Origin of the sequence: Acinetobacter sp. MYb10 (assembly GCF_002980175.2) — a bacterium.
In the GTDB taxonomy this organism is placed as follows: domain Bacteria; phylum Pseudomonadota; class Gammaproteobacteria; order Pseudomonadales; family Moraxellaceae; genus Acinetobacter; species Acinetobacter guillouiae.
Window position 1 is genome coordinate 102679 of the sequence record NZ_CP058272.1, and the last position, 18835, is coordinate 121513.

General features: G+C 38.0%; 18 protein-coding genes. 5 read left to right on the forward strand and 13 right to left on the reverse strand.

What is annotated here, in order from left to right:
- Positions 1-257: 257 nt before the first annotated feature.
- Positions 258-1037, reverse strand: a complete 780-nt coding sequence (locus CQZ96_RS00435) for an RDD family protein (RefSeq protein WP_056512633.1) — start codon at positions 1035-1037, stop codon at positions 258-260.
- A gap of 373 nt (positions 1038-1410) precedes the next feature.
- Entirely contained in the window at positions 1411-3789 is a 2379-nt protein-coding gene (gene ppsA / locus CQZ96_RS00440) for a phosphoenolpyruvate synthase (protein WP_004719359.1), read from the reverse strand.
- A 154-nt stretch (positions 3790-3943) separates the two neighbouring features.
- Here ppsA and CQZ96_RS00445 point away from each other — a divergent pair, with 154 nt between their 5' ends.
- Positions 3944-4780 (forward strand): pyruvate, water dikinase regulatory protein, encoded by an 837-nt coding sequence (locus CQZ96_RS00445; RefSeq protein WP_004719361.1) that lies wholly within the window; start codon positions 3944-3946, stop codon positions 4778-4780.
- A gap of 112 nt (positions 4781-4892) precedes the next feature.
- Complete coding sequence (locus tag CQZ96_RS00450) at positions 4893-5645, forward strand: hypothetical protein (protein WP_228722756.1); 753 nt, start codon at positions 4893-4895, stop codon at positions 5643-5645.
- A gap of 70 nt (positions 5646-5715) precedes the next feature.
- On the opposite strand, the gene CQZ96_RS00455 is transcribed toward CQZ96_RS00450, so the two are convergent.
- The 6 genes from CQZ96_RS00455 to CQZ96_RS00480 form a co-directional block, all read right to left on the reverse strand.
- Positions 5716-6273 (reverse strand): flavoprotein, encoded by a 558-nt coding sequence (locus CQZ96_RS00455; protein ID WP_105713737.1) that lies wholly within the window; start codon positions 6271-6273, stop codon positions 5716-5718.
- 17 nt (positions 6274-6290) lie between these two features.
- On the reverse strand, positions 6291-7220 hold the full coding sequence (locus CQZ96_RS00460) for a ferritin-like domain-containing protein (RefSeq protein ID WP_004719369.1): 930 nt from the start codon (positions 7218-7220) through the stop codon (positions 6291-6293).
- Positions 7221-7433: 213 nt separating this feature from the next.
- A complete protein-coding gene (gene yiaA, locus CQZ96_RS00465; protein ID WP_004719371.1) occupies positions 7434-7916 on the reverse strand; it encodes an inner membrane protein YiaA in 483 nt (160 codons plus the stop codon).
- Positions 7917-8154: 238 nt separating this feature from the next.
- Positions 8155-9168 (reverse strand): LLM class flavin-dependent oxidoreductase, encoded by a 1014-nt coding sequence (locus CQZ96_RS00470; RefSeq protein ID WP_004822422.1) that lies wholly within the window; start codon positions 9166-9168, stop codon positions 8155-8157.
- A 169-nt stretch (positions 9169-9337) separates the two neighbouring features.
- Complete coding sequence (locus CQZ96_RS00475) at positions 9338-9877, reverse strand: glycine zipper domain-containing protein (protein ID WP_105713736.1); 540 nt, start codon at positions 9875-9877, stop codon at positions 9338-9340.
- Positions 9878-10180: 303 nt separating this feature from the next.
- Positions 10181-10612 carry a hypothetical protein gene (locus tag CQZ96_RS00480; RefSeq protein WP_004822418.1) on the reverse strand — a complete coding sequence of 144 codons (432 nt, stop codon included), beginning with the start codon at positions 10610-10612 and terminating at the stop codon, positions 10181-10183.
- Between the two features lie 390 nt (positions 10613-11002).
- On the opposite strand from CQZ96_RS00480, the gene prfA reads away from it, so the two are divergent.
- Positions 11003-12091 carry a peptide chain release factor 1 gene (gene prfA / locus CQZ96_RS00485; protein WP_004719378.1) on the forward strand — a complete coding sequence of 363 codons (1089 nt, stop codon included), beginning with the start codon at positions 11003-11005 and terminating at the stop codon, positions 12089-12091.
- Positions 12091-12909, forward strand: coding sequence for a peptide chain release factor N(5)-glutamine methyltransferase (gene prmC, locus CQZ96_RS00490; RefSeq protein WP_105713735.1), 819 nt, complete (start codon positions 12091-12093; stop codon positions 12907-12909). The genes prfA and prmC overlap by 1 nt, the downstream gene beginning before the upstream one ends.
- 155 nt (positions 12910-13064) lie before the next feature.
- Here the strand turns inward: prmC and CQZ96_RS00495 are convergent, their stop codons facing one another.
- From CQZ96_RS00495 to CQZ96_RS00515, 5 genes are all read right to left on the reverse strand, one after another.
- Positions 13065-13976, reverse strand: a complete 912-nt coding sequence (locus tag CQZ96_RS00495; RefSeq protein WP_004822414.1) for a bestrophin family protein — start codon at positions 13974-13976, stop codon at positions 13065-13067.
- Between the two features lie 112 nt (positions 13977-14088).
- Entirely contained in the window at positions 14089-14922 is an 834-nt protein-coding gene (locus tag CQZ96_RS00500) for an ABC transporter permease (protein WP_105713734.1), read from the reverse strand.
- Complete coding sequence (locus CQZ96_RS00505; protein ID WP_105713733.1) at positions 14922-15905, reverse strand: aliphatic sulfonate ABC transporter substrate-binding protein; 984 nt, start codon at positions 15903-15905, stop codon at positions 14922-14924. The genes CQZ96_RS00500 and CQZ96_RS00505 overlap by 1 nt, the downstream gene beginning before the upstream one ends.
- 276 nt (positions 15906-16181) lie before the next feature.
- Positions 16182-16529, reverse strand: coding sequence for a hypothetical protein (locus CQZ96_RS00510; protein ID WP_004719389.1), 348 nt, complete (start codon positions 16527-16529; stop codon positions 16182-16184).
- Between the two features lie 221 nt (positions 16530-16750).
- Positions 16751-17785, reverse strand: a complete 1035-nt coding sequence (locus tag CQZ96_RS00515; RefSeq protein ID WP_105713732.1) for an AraC family transcriptional regulator — start codon at positions 17783-17785, stop codon at positions 16751-16753.
- 191 nt (positions 17786-17976) lie between these two features.
- On the opposite strand from CQZ96_RS00515, the gene CQZ96_RS00520 reads away from it, so the two are divergent.
- Positions 17977-18747, forward strand: coding sequence for an SDR family NAD(P)-dependent oxidoreductase (locus CQZ96_RS00520; RefSeq protein ID WP_105713731.1), 771 nt, complete (start codon positions 17977-17979; stop codon positions 18745-18747).
- Positions 18748-18835 lie beyond the last annotated feature (88 nt).

The following is an 18835-nucleotide window of genomic DNA, read 5'->3' on the forward strand; positions in this document are numbered from 1 at the left end:
TATGGGATAGCGATTAAAGTGCCGCATGATTGAAAATGACTATTATTTCTAAATAGAAAACATTCTCAATGATCTGACACCGCTACGTTGTAGGGCATTATGCCTCATATCGTCAAACTTAGCTATACATAGAGGTTGAATATATTGATGTAAAAATACCTGATATTTTTAGTCGGAATTATAAAGAAAACAAAAACATAAATTATTATTTTGTGCTTGGCGAGCGATAAAAAATGGCGGTATAACCGCCATTTGAATTATTCAGAAAGATCAATAACTTTGGTTTTAGAAATACGATCATGTAATGCATAATTCTCTTTAGAGAAAAACATGAACAAATCAACAATGAAAATGATGGCAATCAGAGGTAATACACTCATAACTTGAGACAGGATAAGAAATAAGAATGAACGAACGAAAAATCCTCTTAGCGACCCTGGCAATTGATTGGTATTGACATCAACAATTTGCAGTTTGAATATTTTTTTACCAATAGATTGTCCAAATTTGGTAATCATAAAGCATTGAGTGATCAAGAGAATAAGTACAAAGATCATCAGAGCAATATTCAGGTAGGCCGGCATACTTTGACTGATCATTTCCGCAATTTTAACTTGGTTATCTACTGAGAAACCATCTGAAGCAACTTTGATTGCATCTTCAGGCATAAAATAAGCAATAGCGATGAATTGGGGTAAAAACAAAAGGGCGAAGTCGATAAGTTTAGCTGAAATTCGTTTACCTACAGGTGCCGCTTTAATGATTTTTTTTGTACTTTTTTCAATTTTTATATTGGTGATAGCAGGATTTTCTTGACGATCAATTTGTTCGTTGTTTGATGACATTGGTGTGACATAACCAATAGGCTCATAAACAAGTTTACCTTGTGTAAGTTCACCAAGCGCTTTCCATTCCGTTAATCCTTGATGCCAAGCTAAATCTGTTAAAAGCACTTGCTGGCTTGCAAGCATTTGATTCAGTTGTTCAATTGAATACGGACCAGCTTGTTGGTTATTTCTCGCCAAGTAAATTTGCATAAAACTCAATTCTCAAAATAAATCTAAAAGTACAAAATTGGTAGATGAAAATGAACATAACCGCAACTTTGTTCACCTACTTTTTTAAACCACTATGTATACTAGATTTTTGAATGTATTAACATTAAATTTACACGAAATCTTAAAATATCAAGAAAAATTAACCTATTTAGCAGCAGACCGGTGACTGTGAAACTTGGTTTAACATTCAAACACAGATGTGAAAACTTAATACAGAAACTATATAAAATGTTTGTATCTACGTTAAAAACTACCAATCTTAAATCTGATATTTCATAGAATATTAAAATCAAAGTTTTAAAAAATATACATAAAAAAGACCCTGCTAGAGGGTCTTTTTAAACAGCTTTGATTAAGATTGTTTAATCTTTTCTTCTGCAAGGAAGAACCAAGTATCTAAAACTGAGTCTGGGTTTAATGAAACAGATTCAATACCTTGTTCCATTAACCATTTTGCAAGATCAGGGTGATCAGAAGGACCTTGACCACAGATACCTACATATTTACCCGCTTTACGGCAAGCATGAATTGCCATAGAAAGTAATGCTTTTACTGCTGGATCACGTTCGTCAAACAAGTGAGAAACGATACCAGAGTCACGGTCTAAACCAAGTGTTAGCTGAGTTAAGTCATTTGAACCGATAGAGAAACCATCGAAGTGTTCAAGGAATTGTTCAGCAAGTAATGCGTTTGTTGGTAACTCACACATCATGATCACTTTAAGACCGTTTTCACCACGTCTAAGACCGTTCTGAGCCAATAACTCAATAACACGTTTCGCTTCAGATACTGTACGTACAAAAGGAATCATGATTTGAATGTTGGTTAAACCCATTTCATCACGTGCTTTTTTCAATGCACGGCATTCGAGTTCGAAGCAGTCACGGAAGTTATCAGATACATAACGGCTCGCACCACGGAAACCAAGCATTGGGTTTTCTTCTTCAGGCTCGTAAAGCTTACCACCAATCAAGTTCGCATATTCATTTGACTTAAAGTCAGACATACGAACAATCACTGGTTTGTCAGCAAATGCAGCTGCAAGGGTAGAAATACCTTCAACCAATTTTTCAACATAGAATTCAATCGGTGATGCATAACCTGCAGTACGTGCCAGAACTGCCGCACGTGTTTCGCGTGGTAGGCTGTCGATGTTTAACAAAGCTTTTGGATGCACACCAATCATACGGTTGATGATGAATTCTAAACGTGCAAGACCGATCCCTTCGTTTGGAATTTGAGCAAAGTCAAATGCACGGTCAGGGTTACCTACGTTCATCATAATTTTGAACGGAAGTTTTGGCATAGATTCGATCGAGTTACGTTGAATTTCGAAATCTAACGCACCTTCATAAATAAAGCCTGTATCACCTTCAGCACAAGAAACAGTGACTTCTTGACCATCAACAAGCACTTCTGTTGCATTACCACAACCTACGATGGCAGGAACACCAAGTTCACGGGCAATAATTGCCGCATGACAAGTACGACCACCACGGTTAGTTACAATTGCAGCCGCACGTTTCATCACTGGTTCCCAATCTGGGTCAGTCATGTCTGATACAAGAACATCACCTTCTTGTACTTTGTCCATTTCTTTAATCGAAGTAACGATACGAACTTTACCAGAACCAATACGTTGACCAATTGAACGACCTTCACAAAGAACTGTACCTTTTTGTTTAAGCAGGTAACGTTCCATTGTGCCGACATTCTCACGGCTTTTTACAGTTTCAGGGCGTGCTTGAACGATATAGATTTGACCATCATCACCGTCTTTTGCCCATTCGATATCCATCGGCGCTTGATAATGTTCTTCAATGATCAAGGCTTGTTTAGCAAGTTCTTGAAGCTCTAAATCATTTAAAGCAAATTGCTGACGATCTGTTTTTTCAACATCAACAACCACAACAGATTTACCCGCAGCACCTTCTTCACCATAAATCATTTTTTGGTGTTTAGAACCAAGATTACGGCGAATAACGGCATGTTTGCCATTTCTTAGAAGTGGCTTAGAAACATAGAATTCATCTGGGTTTACTGCACCTTGTACAACCATTTCCCCCAAACCGTAAGAAGCAGTAATAAATACTGCTTCACGGAAACCAGATTCTGTATCAAGTGTAAACATTACACCTGCAGCACCCGTTTCAGAGCGAACCATACGCTGAATACCAGCAGAAAGCGCAACAATATCATGTGCAAAATTTTGGTGTACACGGTAAGCAATGGCACGGTCATTATAAAGTGAAGCAAAAACTTCTTTAATTGCGATAAGAACGTTGTCGATCCCACGAATGTTTAAGAAAGTTTCTTGTTGACCCGCAAATGAAGCATCTGGTAAGTCTTCAGCAGTTGCAGAAGAACGTACCGCAACAGCGATGTCAGGATTACCGTTAGAAAGGGCAGCAAATGCTTCGCGAACTTCAGTCTCTAGACCTGTAGTAAGTGGAGTTTCTACAATCCATTGACGGATTTTTGCACCAGTTTCTGCAAGTGCGATTACATCATCAACATTTAATGCTGCAAGTTCTGCATTGATTTTAGCATTTAGGCCACTTTGCTCTAGGAATTCGCGATATGCATCAGCAGTCGTTGCAAATCCACCTGGAACCGATACGCCAGCATTTGCTAAATGACTGATCATTTCCCCAAGTGAAGAGTTTTTACCACCCACGATCTCAACGTCGTGTTTACCTAGTTTTTCCAGACCGATTACGCGTGCTTCCAAAGTTGTTACTCCACTTATGCAGTATTAATCACTATCTTGGCATGAAATTATAACAAAAAACTTAGCATTTTGATTCAACTAAGTGATAGTCATGTAAGATGGGCTTACTATAAAGATTATACATCGCTAAGACAAATGTTTGAGGAGATTTTTAATGTCAGAAAGTAACCAAATAAAGCGGAGCGTATTTTTTATTTCTGATGGTACAGCGATTACGGCTGAAACCCTTGGGCATTCATTATTAGCGCAATTTCCTCATGTAAAGTTTGATATCCATATTATTCCCTATATTACCTCTGAAGAAGCTGCAATGAATGTGGTCGAAGAAATCAATAAAAGGGCGGATAAAGATGGTCAACAACCCTTGGTATTCGATACTTTGGTTGACCCTTATGTTCGTGACATTATTAATACTGCAAATGCAGTAAATCTTGATGTTTTTGAAGGGCTTATTAGTAAGTTGTCAGACGTTTTAGGTACACCGCCTACAACTTTAGTCGGACAAACCCATGCTGTGACGGATTCTGAGTCGTATAAAGCACGTATTGATGCTGTTCATTTTGCTTTGGATAACGATGATGGAGCACGTACCCGCCATTATGACAAAGCAGATTTAATCCTGATCGGCGTATCGCGTTCTGGTAAAACCCCAACTTCAATTTATTTATCTTTGCAGTTTGGTATTCGAGTTGCAAACTACCCATTAACCGAAGAAGATTTAGACGATAATCGTTTACCTGCGGTACTGAAAGAACATAAAAATAAACTATTTGGTTTGATGATTGATGCTGAACGTCTCGTTGCCATTCGTTCTGAACGTAAAGCCAATAGTCGTTATGCGAGCTTTTCGCAGTGTCAGATGGAGCTACGTGCTGTTGAAGGGATCTATATTTCTGAAGGGATTAAATATTTAAATGTTTCAGAGATGTCGATTGAAGAAATTTCAACACGTGTTTTACAAATGACAGGGCTTAAACGTCGTATTGGATAATCCATCCTTATAATTTTAGATGTGTGATGTGGTGTAAGAACAGTATTGAGCTGAATCAAGATTTGGCTCTTTTTCTTTTATGTTTATTATTTTTTATAGTGTGATTTGTTATATGAATAAGATATTAAAAGTAAGTTCATTTTTCATGCTTGTAAGTGTACAAGATATATTTGCACAACAAACCAATGCTGAATCACTGAGCAACTTTGAAAATGGTTTGGTTGAAAAATACTATCAAAAAACCTGTTCAGGGCGTGGTGAATGTGATCAGTACAATGAAAAAATTTCCAGTGAAATTGAAAATAAAATAAAAAATGATTCAGTGAGTTTTGCATATTCGTTTGCAAAACTCACTGAAAAAAATATGCTGGATATCCATTACAGTCCTGATCGAAAAATCAAATTTTATACGATGGACGTTTCTGCTGGGGGAACGATGAGAGAACCATATAGTTTAATTCAAGTGAAGCGAAGCAATGGTTTGGCATCCCAAGAGTTATCTCAAGTGGGATTTATCGATAAAATTGCGCAAGTCAAAATTAAAAATCAGGACGTTTATTTAGTCACCAGTCTATTTATTAATAGTACCTGTTCAAGAGGCTATCGCATTCACTCCTTTGTGTTGAATAACGGCAAATTTGTCGCGCAACCCATTTTTGAAACCAAGACTCAAAAACTTGATTCAATTGGCATTGAAAATGATTGTCAGGGATGGGAACGTTCTGCTGAAGATTTTATCCGTATCTCAAAAGACTTAAAAAATATCGATATATTAGTGGTGAATGCTTCAGGAAAACTGACCAATAACTATTTACGTTATCAAAAGACTCCACAGGGTTATCGTTACAGCGGTGTGGTCAAATAATTCAAAGAATAGTGAATTTAACAAGTATAAGAGGCCTAGAAGCCTCTTAAACTCGAATCTTCTCAAGCTATTATTCGTAAGTGGTAATAATCACATCCACTAAATGCTCAATTCCTTCCATACTTTGTACGGCATTTTCAGTAATTTTAACGACTGGCCAAGTGATCAATTTACAGTTTTTACGTTGTAGCGCTGTATAGTAGGTGTCGGATTTTAAAAACACTTTACTCTTTAACGCAGAGTTCGGCATCAACTGACGTTTTAACCATTGTTCCTGAACTTGCGACTCTAGATAACGAATCGCTAACATCGATTTAACACGATGATTAAACAAACGACGGTTTTTGATAATCAAAGGGTGCGAGATTAACTTTTGAACCCCTTTTTCAGTTTGCGGTAAAATAAAAGCCGGTGTAATTTGAAACACTTTTACAAATTCAGCACTGTTTAAAACGTGGCCAAGATGGGTGACTGTAAGTTGGTTTGCACCAATAATTGCCACGTTTAAACCAGTAAAATCGGTGAGTTTAATCTCAGTAGATGCAATAATTTTACCTTTATAATGTTTAAAAAATTCAGGCTGATTTTGAAAAAAACCTTCATTTTGACTCTTTTTCCTATCGAGCATATTATTTCCTTTTTATACTAATTGGTCGCAGTGGGTTCTGACGTTAATTGATATATCCAACTTGGGACTTTAGGTAAAGACTTTTCTGGAATCTTGTCAGTCACGCTAACCATGGCATCAATCGGGATATGGAACCATTTTTTATTGCGATCTACTACATTTTTGCCATGAAATTGAATGATTTGAAACCACGGGTTACGGCGTCCTTCCACTGTTCTTCCGCCAATTTTCGAAAATTTATTCATTGCTGCATATAATTTTTCTTCAGGAAGTCCGAGCTTAATGACATTGTCACGCATTTTATTGATCAAGGGTAAGTAAGCCAAAATACCCAGCATCAAACGTGGGTCGACTACTCGTGCAGCCATTTGGGCAAGCTCAATGACGCTTTTATTGATCCCTTGTGCTTCCATTACACTGAAACCCACACCTAAATGCCGTGCTTCATCACCATTAATCAGTTCAAAGGCTTGGTGGCAAACAGGATCATCTACAGTATCCAATAAAAAGGTACATAAAGCGCCATCCAAAGCCACTTCAAGCATGGGAATCACTGCGCCTAAAATATAAAAAGGCATTTCATCGGCATAGGTATCTAGCCATTCAATAATTAAACGTAAATTTTTATTTGGTTTAGGGATATCACCATCTAACATTCCCCAACGTTTCATGAGCGCCATTTCTGCATTGGCATGGCGTTGCTCTTCGGCATGGAAGATGGCGTACATCTCCCGTAAAGTTGCTGTTGGCGCTTTTTTTGACATTGCCGAAAATGCACGGGCACCTACATGCTCAATCCACATCAGATCTGCCATAAAGTCTTTAAGTTTTGGCCATTGTTCGGCTGTAACCAGCTCTCGACCTGGTGCATCCCAATCAATATCGGATAAAGTCCATTGTGTGTTTTTGACTTTATCTAACATTTTTTCTAAGTCAATTGAAGCCATAGCAAATCTATCAAAAATAAGGATTTCATTGCATTTTATTTAATATTTCTGTGAATCAATTGGCAAAGATATTCATTGTGGAATGATGAAAAATATCAACGCAGTAATGGTTTGATTTTGAATGTGAAAATTTAGCTAAGTGATTGAGATAAAAAGAAAGACTTGTCATAAAAGGACAAGTCTTATCATTTGGAGCAATGGATTGTTTAACAATTAAAATTTATCTTCTGGTGTTTCTAGTTCTTTAACTTCAACTTGCTGAACAGGGTGGGGCTGAGGTAGTTCAGGCTGTGAATGCGTTCTGAGATATTCCAAGTCTCGAATATTCTTTTGTACAGCAACAGCACCGAAGAGACTAAGTAAAAAAGCCATGATATAAAAGCCTTTCTCACTGAATGCCATCGTCGCGTTCCATAAACCCAATGCGAGCAGAACAATACAGATCACCACTGAAGCCCAGCACAGTCCATAATAAATTGCTGTAACTTGCTGACCTTCAAGTTTATCCCGAACAACTTTTTGCAGTGAAACAGCAGAAAATAAACCATAAAGGATCAGGATTAAATAATAGCCTTTTTCATTCAATAGAATTTCTGCATTGAATAAACCGACACAGTAGGCTGCTGCACCAGCAAGTAAAGCCACCCAACTGACTGCAATAAAAGCAGGGGTGGGTTTATTGATATATTGGTTCATTGTTGTTCCTTATTACTATTTTACTGATTTTTATATGTTCTATTATGCTGATTTGAAATGAGATGGCAAATCTTTTCAATTTATGAGAGCTAATTCAAATAGAGTTTAAGTGTGGGAAATAATAAATAGTATTTTAAATCAATTGGATATTTCAGCTATAGGACAGTTAAATCAAAAAAAAACCAAAATGAAATTTATCATTTCATTTTGGTAAAGAGGAAAACATGATTGATTTGTATTATTTTTTTAAATCCATCAATAAACTAAAGTTGTCTAGGCGCTTCTGTGTATCATAAATATCGCAAGTGAAAATAAATTCATCTACCTGATATTTTTCTAAAAGTTGCTTTAAACCGTTCTTCACTGTGTCTGGTGAGCCAATTTGCGCCATACCTAAGAAGTTTTGTACGGACATTTTCTCTGATGCAGACCATCGGCCTTCCATTGTTGCTACAGGCGGTTTCAGTTTTAAACTTTGTCCTGTCAGTAATGCAAGAATACGTTGATACACACTTGTGGCTAGATACTCTGCTTCCTCATCGGTTTGGGCGACCACAGTAGGAACTCCCATAGATACAAACGGTTTATCTAAATAGGCGGATGGTTCAAAATTGTCACGATAGAGCTGAATGGCTTGTCCTAACATTCTCGGTGCAAAATGTGAGGCAAATGAATAAGGAAGCCCCAATTTAGCCGCCAGTTGTGCGCTAAAAAGACTCGATCCTAAAAGCCATACAGGCACATGCGTACCTTGTCCTGGTGTTGCTTTAATTCTTTGCTGAGGCACTGCATCGGCGAAATAGCTTAAAATTTCTAAAACATCTTGTGGAAATTGCTCTTCAGTTTCTTGACGGCCACGTCTTAATGCACGCATGGTGGTTGGATCTGTTCCGGGAGCGCGACCTAAGCCGAGTTCAATACGATTTGGATAGAGTGTTGCCAAGGTACCAAACTGTTCAGCAACCACTAAAGGTGCATGGTTGGGTAACATAATCCCTCCCGAGCCCACTTTAATATTTTTTGTATTGGCTAAGATGTAACCCAGTAATACAGCAGTTGCGGAGCTGGCGATACCGTCCATATTATGATGTTCAGCTAACCAAAGGCGATCAAAGCCTAACTGTTCTGCATGCTGAGCAAGTTGCAATGCATGCTTAAGAGAAAACTCAACTGTTTGATCTTCTCGAACAGGTGCGAGTTCTAGGATAGAGAACTTCGTATTCTTTAATGCGGTATCTGTTAAAGACGACATTTTTAAACTCGAAAATAATATATATCGAAATAATACGATGTAAGTGTGCAAATGTATATCGAAAATTGTCGATATTTGGTGGTTTTGATGTTGATTTTATTGTCCAAAAACAAATTAAGCACCCGAAGGTGCTTGATTTAAATGATTGGATATTAATTTTGCAATGAAATTAATTTTTCCAGTTATTCCAACGGTTTTTGTTTTTGTAGTGACCATAATGATTGCCATTGTCTTTACGATAGCCACGGTCATTGTAGCGATAATCAACATTACGGTAACCGCCACGATCATATCGATCATTATAACGTCCATAACGGTTGTCATAGCGGTCATCATAACGACGGTCGTTACTGACTTTTTGACCTAATGCCGAACCACCTGCAGCACCAAGACCTGCGCCAATATAGCCACCAGTTGAAGTACCCGTCACATTACGACCTACGGTATAACCACCAGCACTACCTAAAGCACCACCGATGATCGCACCATTACGGTCACGTTTATTTGATGAAGCGCCTGCGCCAACACCACCACCGATTGCAGAACCAATCATAGCGCCTGTTGAACCACCCATTTGTTGGCCAATCGCAGCACCCACCACACCACCAAGTGCAGATGTTAATGCTGTATTGGTTGAGTTGCCTGCATGTGCAGTCGTCATCATTGTTGCTGCAATTACAGTTGCACCAAGGATTGCTTGTAATTTCATTTTAAACTCCTGATCGAAGCTTCTTCGAATTCTTTAACTTGAGGCTAGAATAACGAAACATTTAGCAATAATTATGGATTTGAATGTAAGCAATTTCTGTGTTTTGTGTGTGGATTGTATTTCTTGCTCTTTAATTTATTCATATTACGTGAATGTTAAACTTAATTTTAAGTAAAACCTTATTTAGTACAATCAATATTAACCTATAAATCATTACTTGTAGTTCTACAGGATAGACAGTTTATCTAAGATGAAACGATACAAAAAAGCACCCGAAGGTGCTTGATATCGTTCAAGGATCAATTAGTGATGACGACGGTGTTTTTTGTAGTACTTTTTATTGTACTTACGTTGATCTGCATGGCGGTCTTGAGAAACTTTTTTACCAAGAACTGAACCACCCGCTGCACCAGCAGCAGCACCAATATAACCACCTGTGGTACCACCCATATTTTTACCTACGGTATAGCCACCAACACCACCTAAACCACCACCAATTGCAGCCGCAGTACGGTCTTTTCTATTGGTTGATGCAGCAGCACCACCTGCACCGCCCACTGCTGAACCAATCATTGCGCCAGTGTTACCACCAATTTGTTTACCTACAGCAGTACCAACGACACTACCTAAAGCAGAGGTTGCTGCGATACGTGTTGAGTTATCAGCATGAGCACTTACTGTAAATATTGAAGTTACTGCCAATACAGTACTAAATATGATCGTATTAAATTTCATGTGTTGCTCCATGTCCTTATCTGGACAGTTCTATCTCTATTCGATGTGGCAAATGTAACAAAAATTTTTCCAAAAAATGTGGAGAGGGATCTGAAAATTGATAGCGTTTGGTATCTGAATGTATGTTTTCTATTAAAAGTGATTTTAAAACACCCATATTAGTCAACAATTAGCATGAATAATGGAGAATAAAAGCATCTAATCAAAAATCATGCGGATCATCTTGCTATAAATTCTATAGCTTATCTTGATGGCGCTTATATAAATGTGTCATTTAAATGGCAGAATCGGTAAACTAGGCACAATTTTAGAATTTTCTTACCAATTTTAAATGGGCTGTTATAAAGCTCGATGTTTTTTGGTAAGGCTTAGCTTGAGAATGTATTTAAAATGAAAGAATCGTTACGTTTACGATTAGACCAACTTTGTGATCGACATGAAGAGTTAGAAGCATTATTGGCAGATGTCGAAGTCATTTCAGACAATAAGCGTTTTCGTAATTTGTCCCGTGAGCATAATGATTTATCAGAAATTACCGATGTTTGGAAAAAGTACAAGCAAGCTGAAGAAGATATTGAAACAGCAGAAGCAATGTTAACTGATCCAGATTTTAAGGATATGGCTGTTGAGGAAATCAAAGAGAACAAAGCTTTAATTGAACAACTTGAAGCTGAGTTGAATATTCTCATGATTCCTAAAGACCCAAATGATGCCAACTCGGCATATTTGGAAATCCGCGCTGGTACCGGTGGTGATGAAGCGGCGATTTTCTCGGGTGACTTATTCCGTATGTATAGTAAATACGCTGAAACTCAAAACTGGCGTATTGAGATCTTATCTGAAAATGAAGGTGAGCATGGCGGATATAAAGAGATTATCTGTCTAGTGAATGGTGAAGGTGTTTACGGTCGCTTGAAGTTTGAAAGCGGGGCGCATCGTGTACAACGTGTTCCAGCCACTGAGTCACAAGGTCGTGTACATACTTCGGCATGTACTGTGGCAATTCTTCCAGAAGTTGATGTAGACACTACAGTAGAGATTAATGCTGCGGATCTACGTATTGATACTTACCGTGCTTCTGGTGCGGGTGGTCAGCACATTAACAAAACTGATTCTGCTGTACGTATTACCCATCTTCCAACAGGTACTGTTGTGGAATGTCAGGATGAACGTTCACAGCATAAAAACAAAGCAAAAGCGATGGCGTTACTGGCTTCACGTTTAGAGAATGCGAAACGTGCTGCAGCCGATGCAGCAACATCTGAAATGCGCCGTGATTTGGTAGGTTCAGGGGATCGTTCGGAACGTATCCGCACATATAACTATCCACAAGGTCGTATGACAGATCACCGTATTAATTTAACTTTATATAAGTTAGATGCAGTAATGGAAGGTGATTTGACTGAGCTACTTGACAGCTTACATCGCGAATATCAAGCAGATCAGTTGGCGATGCTTGCACAACAAAATGGTGGTTAATGAATATTGCACAGGCTTTGGCCTTACGTGGAGAAGCTGAAAGTTATGAGCGTCAAGAAAATGCTTGGTTACTTGAGCATATTTTAAAAATTGATGCTTTTGATTTGTCACTTAAATCTACGCAAGAATTAACTGCTGAGCAAGAACAGCAATATGTTGAGGGTCTAGCGCGGATTGCTGCGGGTGAACCCTTGGCTTATGTAACTGGCTCACAACCATTTTGGACTTTGGATTTAACCGTTACCAGAGACACTTTAGTCCCTCGTCCAGATACTGAGGTATTGGTTGAAACGGTTTTAAATCTTGATTTGCCTGAAGATACTCGTATGGTTGATTTAGGTACGGGTACAGGTGCGATCGCATTATCGCTGGCAAGTGAGCGTCCAAATTGGTCTATTATTGCCACAGATATTTATGAACCGACTTTAGAAGTTGCTTTACATAATGCTGAAAAGCATGACTTGGGGCAGGTCAAGTTTTTTCTAGGAAGTTGGTTTAAAGCTTTGAATCGTCAATTTTTTGATGTGATAGTTTCTAATCCACCTTATATTGATGCTGCTGATGAGCATATGCCGCATCTTGCTTCTGAGCCTGAACGAGCTTTGGTTGCTGAGCAGCATGGTTTGGCGGATATTGAACATATTGTTCAGCAAGGTAAAAAATGGTTGGCGATTCAAGGTTGGATCGTACTTGAGCATGGTTATGATCAAGCTGAAGCGGTACAAAACATTTTTAAAGGTGCTGGTTTTAAACAGGTCAGAACTGTTAAAGACTATGGCGGTAATGATCGTGTCACGTTAGGTCAGTGGCCAAATTAGTTTTGCATTGCTATATCTAAAAAGACTTTGTTCGATGGCGGTGGTTGCGCTTATCCAACAAAGTCTTTTTTATTGGCGAATAAATAGTATTAAAAGAATTTGACCTATTCAAAATTTTAAAGATTGGGTTGAAATATAGCCTTTAGAAAAACCAGCTAAGTCAAATTACTTTTCACCAATTGAATCGGCTCTAAGAGTTTTTCACCCAGGGAGCTGTGCATTTCTCTTTCAATTAAACGGGTAATTGAATCTAATGGTAAATCATTTTCTTGTAGGCCAAATGGTTCTTCAAGCTGAGCACTCAAAGCATCTAGTCCCAAAAATAAATAAGCAATTAAACTGACGATGACGGGTGTCCAAATCCCTAAACTTGCTTCTAAACTAAACGGCAAAATCAAACAAAAGCAATATACTGTGCGATGTAATAAGACTGAATAAGAATAAGGCAATGGGGTGGTTAGAATGCGATCACAGCCAGCCTGAATATTACCCATTGCAACAATATGATGATTTAAACCTTGATAGATAATGTCAGAAATTTCACCTGATTTAAGTGATTGCACTAAAGATTTTTGGATTTCTTCTAAAACAAATTGTGCAGCATTAATGTGGTTTGCCAGTTGGCTAAAGCTTAATTCATCTAAATCAACTTTATTTTTATAAAATTCAATGGACTGATTTTGATTGCGTAAACGATTTCTTAATAAACGGGTAAATAGCATCACACGATACATTAAAACTTTACGCTGGTTTTCTTGCAAAACATGCGTGTCACGAGAAAGATGGCGTGAGGTTGCAATCAAAGCACCCCAGAGTTTACGACCCTCCCACCAACGATCATAACATGCAGTATTTCTAAAGCTTAAGAAAATAGAAAGGATAATCCCGAACACGGTAAACCCAATTGCAGGTACAGCAGGAATTGTAAAATAGTGATGTGATGATAGGTAAACCAGAACTGTCGAGATCAGCACAACAAAAGTTAATGCGGGTAAGACTTTGGGAAGAATGGTGCCGTGCCAAGCAAAGAGAAGTGCGAAGCTGTTACTTTTATCACGAATGATCATACTGTCTACCTTACTATTACTGTGACAGTGTTTCATAGAGAAAAGCAGAAATGCAAGTTGCAAATAAGCAATTTAAAAAATACGGCTGATCAAAAGCCGTATTTTGAGCGGTTTATGTTCTCCAACGTAAAAACCAGTTTTCAATCAATTTCATCAGATTGTCAGTGAGTTTACCAAGGACAGCCAGCAAGATAATCGCAATAATCACAATATCGGGCCTTGAGGTTTCTCGACCATCACTGAGTAGATAACCGATACCTTGTGTCGCTGCAATCAGTTCTGCTGCAATCATAAACATCCACGCTAGGCTTAAACTGTTTCTTAGTCCAACGAGAATTCCAGGAGATGCAGCAGGCAGAACAATTTGGAAGATACTTTGTAGATAGGTCAGACGGTATACTTTTGCCACTTCTAACAACTTTGAATCAACACCATGTATGGCAGATACGCTATTGGTATAGGTGGGAAAGAATGCACCAATCGCGATTAAGGTAATTTTTGAGGCTTCATCAATGCCTAACCACAAAAGCAATAACGGAATCCAAGCAAGGCTTGGAATAGACTTGATCGCTGAAAATGTGGGTTCTAAAAAATCTTCAATGTGTTTGTTTAAACCCACTGCAATTGCAAAAATGAGTCCCAATAGGCTACCAATAAAAAATCCTAAAAATACACGCCAAGTACTGGTATAGATATGGGTAAATAAATCACCTGCGGCAAGCTCCTTGAATGAGTCAACTAAGCTACTTGGGGCAGGGAGCAGATAAGACTCAATCCATCCAAAACGAACTAAATACTCACATAATAAAATGAGCAACAACGGAATCGTAATTCCTTTTACCCATTTTAAAACATTGGCCTTAAAGGCAGGTTTGTTTAAACCCGCCTGCGTTATACGTACATTTGATTCGCTTTGCGTCGATTGAGCATGTGTAGACTTTGTCATTACTTCTCAGCAACCTTGCCAATGACCTTTTGCGCATATTTGCTGTCAAATAGTTGATCCACAACTTGATTTACATTGGTGCCTTTTCGAACCAGTTCTTCTTCAGTCAAAATAGTCCCTGCTTTCTTTAGCGCATTAAGATGTTTCGCGGTTGGAATGTTTTGATCTAGATTGGTTCGGCTCAATTGCAACTTCGCCACTTCAAGTGGTAACTTTGCTTCACGTGCTAATAATTCTGCAAGTTTATCTGGATTGGCTTTTGCCCATTTACGTGCTTGTTCATAAGCTTTAATTACAGCCTCAACTGCTTCTGGACTTTGAGTGCTAAATTGATCTTTTACACTTAACACACTGTAACTATTAAAAGCGATATTGCGATAGAGCAGTTTTGCACCTGATTGCAATTGTGCAGATGCCATCAGTGGGTCAAGCCCAGCCCAAGCATCTACCTGACCACGTTCTAAAGCTGTTTTTCCATCTGGATGTTGTAGATGTACCAATTGCACATCGCGTTTATTTAAGCCAACGGTTTCAAGTGCTTGAAGTGTAAATAAGAATGGGTCTGTCCCTTTGGTTGCAGCAATTTTTTTCCCTTTGAGATCTTTTAAGGATTTGATTGCTGAGTTTTTTGCAACGACTAATGCAGTCCATTCTGGCTGGCTTTGGATATAAACCGTTTTAATCGGACTGCCATTGGCACGACTTAATACTGCTGCTAAACCTGCGGTAGAGGCGAAATCGATACTGCCACTGTTTAAATATTCAAGTGAACGGTTACTGCCTTGGCTAAACACCCATTTGACCTCTGTTTTGGGTAATGCTTTTTCTAACAGCTTTTGTTCTTTAACCACTAAACTTGTTGGGGCGTAATAGGCATAGTCTAATTTCAATGTTGTTGGGATGGCTGCAAAAGAAGACATTGCGGTTAAGCTTAAGGCTAAGGTGGAAACTAAGCGCGTCATTTTTTTGCTAAAAACTTTCATACATACCCCATAAAATTCAAAGAGAAACACAGAGCTAGATATGTATATTTTTTAGGGTGAAAGTACAAAAAAGAAAAACAGATATTCACTTCTTAAAATATGAAATGTAAAAAATATTAGTTTAACTATATGAATAAATTTATGTTTTTAAAGTATGCATATTTGCTTGTTGAATAGATGATTATTGAAATGAGTTATAAAAAAATATCCTAATTAAATTTTAGTCATTAGACATAAAAAATGCCTCTATACAGAGGCATTTTTGGATTGGGCAAATTAAACTGGATAATCTTCCAGACTGTCTGCAATTTCAACTTGGTCTAATGCATTGGTTTCAAGTGCCAGACAAAGCGCAACAATTTTTGCAGTATCAGCAATGTTTTCTTTTTTCATTGCTAAGCCTGATTGAATTGCATCTAATCGCTCTTGGTGAATATCAAGCGCTTGTGCGACTTCTGCAGCATCATTGGTTTTGAAAAAATCATTCATGGCATGTTCAAAGTCATGATCTGAAGCTTTTAAAATACCTTCGATAAGCTCATCTAAATGTTCAGTTTGAGCCGAAAGGGAATGGATAAAGTTTTGAACTAGATTTTGCTCTAGTACATCAATCATCTTAATCATGTTAGTGACCTAAAAGTGATTAAAGGGGAGGAGGGTACCACAGGAAATAAGCAGAAAACCTGCTTTAAATTGGGTAATAAATATACCATTATTGATTAATTTGCAACCTTATTCAGATAAGCTGTAAATATCGAGCTTGCATTTATATTGACATGTTTTTTATTATAATTTTGATTTTAAATAAATTTTCCTAAAGACTGAGATTTTGTTTAACGATGTTATCAAGGTTGTTTGGGTTCTCTATAAGCACCTGGACTTACCCCAGTCCACTTTTTAAATGCGCGATGAAATGCACTGGCATCCTGAAAGTTCAACAGCTCACTGATGTCTTGTAAGGTATGTGAGGTTTTGCCAAGCAGTTCAATCGCCATATCTCGCCGTATATCATTTTTGAGTTGTTGGTAACTGCTGCCTTCATTTTTTAAACGGCGTTGTATAGTGGCTTCTGAAATATTGAGCTGTGCTGATAGTTCACCGAGTTCTAACCATTCAGCAGGAGCAATAGAAAGTAATTGCTTACGAATCATTGAACTTAAAGCCAAAGGATTCTTAAATCTTAATAGTAGATTTTCAGGGGTATTTTTAATAAAACCATACCAAGACTTTTGATCGCGTTTGATTTGAATGTTTAAGTAGTTTGCATCGAATTGCAGATAATTTTCATCTGTTTGGTAAGTAATATTTTCACAGAATCGCACGCGATAATCGCTGTCATCTTCAGGGGGCGTGCATTTTAATTGTAATTGATTGAGTAAAATTCTTTGATCTGCTAACCAACAGATTAAACTGTGAATCAACATAATATAAGTGGCATAGCAGAACATATGCTTGGTTTGTAATTTGTCTGTAATGACAATGTATGCATAATTTTCATCTATAATTAGCTTGCTGGAGAAGTCATCCAAGACAAAATTAAAATATTGCAAAATTTGTTCAATTGCTGTGTGTAGCGTATCCGATTGCATGACCATTTTAGACAATAATTTATAACAACCGCGTCGCATCTGATGTGAGTCCATGCCAAAGAACTCATCATTCATATGGTCTGCTATTTTAGTCCACAGTTTTGCATAAGCTGAAACAGCAATACGTGATTTGGCTGCATGAAATATTTCCAGTGGTATTTCTGCATCATGCAAAATCTGCTGTATATCATAGCCCTTATCTTGGGCACGGCTCAGCGCTTCATGTACCAGCGCAATTGAAATTGTGCCTTTGCTTTCACTGAATTGTTGATTGTTCACAGTGTATTCCATTATCTTGTGATACGTGTTTTGTGACTAAAGTTTTCCAAAAAGATGTTTAAATTGTCCAAATACATCATACAGGATGCAACTTTTGGAAATTGTACTCAAGCTTGACTATGTTTACTCTGCATCTTAAGTCGAAAGTGGGTTTAATTCATCATTTAAACTGCTCTATTCAAACAATGAACTAGGAAAATAAAATGAAAATTGAAGGAAAAGTTTTTGTTGTGACTGGTGGTGCATCTGGATTAGGTGCCGCGACAGCCACACATTTGATTGGTCAAGGTGCGAAAGTGATCATGGTGGATATGAATCACCAGCTTGGCGAAGAAATGCAGAAGCGCTTAGGTGAAAAGTCCAAATTTGTTCAACTTGATGTGACCGATGATGTTGCTGTTGAACAATTCTTTAAAAATGTGGAGCAGGATTATGCTCAATTAAATGGCTTAATTAATTGTGCAGGGATTGGCCCATCCGCCAAAGTACTAGGTAAAAATGGCATCCATGCTTTAGACGCATTTCAAAAAGTATTGAATATTAATGTCGCAGGAACATTTAACATGCTACGTTTTGCCGCAGATGTCATTTCTCGTTATGCGTTACCAGCAGGTGAAGAAGATCGTGGTGTGATTATTAACACTGCTTCAGTGGCTGCGTTTGATGGTCAAATTGGTCAATCCGCTTATGCTGCATCTAAAGGTGCTGTTGTTGCAATGACATTACCTTTGGCGCGAGAACTTGCGCAACATGCCATCCGTGTGATGACCATTGCACCAGGGATTATGGAAACCCCAATGTTGAAATCATTACCACAAAATGTTCAAGATGCGCTGGGTGAAATGGTGCCTTTTCCTAAACGCCTTGCGAAGCCTGAAGAGTTTGCACAGCTTGTTGGTCATATTTGTGAAAATAGCTATTTAAATGGTGAAACAATTCGATTAGACGGCGCAATCCGTATGCAGCCAAAGTAACCTGGTCTAATCCATCTGCTTATTTCTAACTTTGCTTTAACACAAGCAATAGCAAACTTTTAAAAAATTGAATACTGCCTGACATGAT

What these genes read in the sequence shown, in the direction of transcription:
- CQZ96_RS00445 (WP_004719361.1), top strand. Translation starts at nt 3,944, where the DNA reads ATGTCAGAAAGTAACCAAATAAAGCGGAGCGTATTTTTTATTTCTGAT.
- CQZ96_RS00495 (WP_004822414.1), bottom strand. Translation starts at nt 13,976, where the DNA reads ATGATCATTCGTGATAAAAGTAACAGCTTCGCACTTCTCTTTGCTTGG.
- CQZ96_RS00455 (WP_105713737.1), bottom strand. Translation starts at nt 6,273, where the DNA reads ATGCTCGATAGGAAAAAGAGTCAAAATGAAGGTTTTTTTCAAAATCAG.
- yiaA (WP_004719371.1), bottom strand. Translation starts at nt 7,916, where the DNA reads ATGAACCAATATATCAATAAACCCACCCCTGCTTTTATTGCAGTCAGT.
- CQZ96_RS00510 (WP_004719389.1), bottom strand. Translation starts at nt 16,529, where the DNA reads ATGATTAAGATGATTGATGTACTAGAGCAAAATCTAGTTCAAAACTTT.
- CQZ96_RS00450 (WP_228722756.1), top strand. Translation starts at nt 4,893, where the DNA reads ATGAATAAGATATTAAAAGTAAGTTCATTTTTCATGCTTGTAAGTGTA.
- prmC (WP_105713735.1), top strand. Translation starts at nt 12,091, where the DNA reads ATGAATATTGCACAGGCTTTGGCCTTACGTGGAGAAGCTGAAAGTTAT.
- CQZ96_RS00470 (WP_004822422.1), bottom strand. Translation starts at nt 9,168, where the DNA reads ATGTCGTCTTTAACAGATACCGCATTAAAGAATACGAAGTTCTCTATC.
- CQZ96_RS00505 (WP_105713733.1), bottom strand. Translation starts at nt 15,905, where the DNA reads ATGAAAGTTTTTAGCAAAAAAATGACGCGCTTAGTTTCCACCTTAGCC.
- CQZ96_RS00475 (WP_105713736.1), bottom strand. Translation starts at nt 9,877, where the DNA reads ATGAAATTACAAGCAATCCTTGGTGCAACTGTAATTGCAGCAACAATG.
- CQZ96_RS00435 (WP_056512633.1), bottom strand. Translation starts at nt 1,037, where the DNA reads ATGCAAATTTACTTGGCGAGAAATAACCAACAAGCTGGTCCGTATTCA.
- CQZ96_RS00515 (WP_105713732.1), bottom strand. Translation starts at nt 17,785, where the DNA reads ATGGAATACACTGTGAACAATCAACAATTCAGTGAAAGCAAAGGCACA.
- CQZ96_RS00480 (WP_004822418.1), bottom strand. Translation starts at nt 10,612, where the DNA reads ATGAAATTTAATACGATCATATTTAGTACTGTATTGGCAGTAACTTCA.
- CQZ96_RS00460 (WP_004719369.1), bottom strand. Translation starts at nt 7,220, where the DNA reads ATGGCTTCAATTGACTTAGAAAAAATGTTAGATAAAGTCAAAAACACA.
- CQZ96_RS00520 (WP_105713731.1), top strand. Translation starts at nt 17,977, where the DNA reads ATGAAAATTGAAGGAAAAGTTTTTGTTGTGACTGGTGGTGCATCTGGA.
- prfA (WP_004719378.1), top strand. Translation starts at nt 11,003, where the DNA reads ATGAAAGAATCGTTACGTTTACGATTAGACCAACTTTGTGATCGACAT.
- CQZ96_RS00500 (WP_105713734.1), bottom strand. Translation starts at nt 14,922, where the DNA reads ATGACAAAGTCTACACATGCTCAATCGACGCAAAGCGAATCAAATGTA.